Source organism: Pseudomonas sp. P5_B2 (assembly GCF_056400445.1).
In genome coordinates, this window is sequence record NZ_JBFULH010000911.1 from 1 (window position 1) to 1,332 (window position 1,332).

At 59.9% G+C, this 1,332-nt stretch carries 1 protein-coding gene and 1 pseudogene; both read right to left on the reverse strand.

Going from position 1 to position 1,332, the window contains the following annotated elements; genetic code table 11:
• Positions 1-26 precede the first annotated feature (26 nt).
• Positions 27-1,034 (reverse strand): NADH-quinone oxidoreductase subunit NuoH, encoded by a 1,008-nt coding sequence (nuoH, locus tag AC1DRJ_RS27925; RefSeq protein WP_477804990.1) that lies wholly within the window; start codon positions 1,032-1,034, stop codon positions 27-29.
• A pseudogene (locus tag AC1DRJ_RS27930) lies at positions 1,031-1,332 on the reverse strand (NADH-quinone oxidoreductase subunit NuoG); the annotation flags it as partial. The gene nuoH and the pseudogene AC1DRJ_RS27930, both read right to left, overlap by 4 nt.

Genomic DNA, 1,332 nt, shown 5'->3' on the forward strand with positions numbered 1-1,332 from the left:
AATATGTACTTCATGATTCTCTATCCTCACTGAGCCGCGACGGCGGGCGTGTTGAGCAACACGATCGCAGCGGTCACCAGCATGTTGACGAGGGTCAGCGGCAGGCAGAACTTCCAGCTGAAATCCATCACTTGGTCATACCGTGGGCGCGGAATCGAAGCGCGCAGCAGGATGAAGATCATGATGAAGAACGCGGTTTTCAGCGCAAACCAGATGAACGGGATCTGCGGCAGAATGCCGAACGGACCGTGCCAGCCACCGAAGAACAAGGTCACCAGCAGCGCCGAAATCAGCACGATGCCGATGTACTCGCCGACGAAGAACATGCCCCATTTCATGCCGGCGTATTCGATGTGGTAACCGTCGGCCAGTTCCTGTTCCGCTTCCGGCTGGTCGAACGGGTGACGGTGAGTCACGGCGACGCCAGCGATGAAGAAGGTCAGGAAACCGAAGATCTGCGGAATGATGAACCACAGGTTCTGGGCCTGGTACTCAACGATGTCGCGCATGTTGAACGAGCCGACCTGGATCACGATTCCCATCAACGACAGGCCCATGAACACTTCGTACGACACGGTCTGCGCCGAGGCCCGCAAGCTGCCCAGCAGGGCGAACTTGTTGTTACTCGACCAACCGGCGAACAACACCGCGTAGACCGACAGGCCGGCCATGGCGAAGAAGAACAGGATGCCGATGTTCAGGTCCGCCACGCCCCAGGTCGGAGTGATCGGGATGATCGCGAAGGCAATCAGCAGGGCGCTCATGGCCACGACCGGTGCCAAGGTGAAGATCATCTTGTCGGCGAACGGCGGGGTCCAGTCTTCCTTGAAGAACATCTTGATCATGTCGGCCGCGATCTGGAACGCGCCGAACGGGCCGACGCGGTTCGGACCGTAACGGTCCTGCCAGAGGGCGAGCAAACGACGCTCGACCCAGCTCAGCAGCGCGCCACACACCACCACGGCGAGCAGAATCACGATGGCCTGAATGACTGCGATGATCACGTCGATCACTTCAGGAGTGAACCAAGTCATTGCGCTGCCTCCTGCAGACCGTCAACGGATTTGCCAAAGATCGCTGGCGGAATGCCGGCGATGCCCGCAGGCAATGCAACCAGACCGGCACCCAGCTCTTCATTGATGCGCAGCGGCAGACGCAGGGTCTGGCCAGCCACGTTCAGGCTGAGCATGGCGCCTTCGTTGACACCCAGACGATCAGCTTCGGACTTGGCCAAAGCGACGTAGGCGGCCGGGATGCGTTCCTGAACCGGCGCGGCTTTCGAAGAGGTCTCTTCGCTGCCGAGCAGGTGGAAGAACGGCACAACCTGCCAAG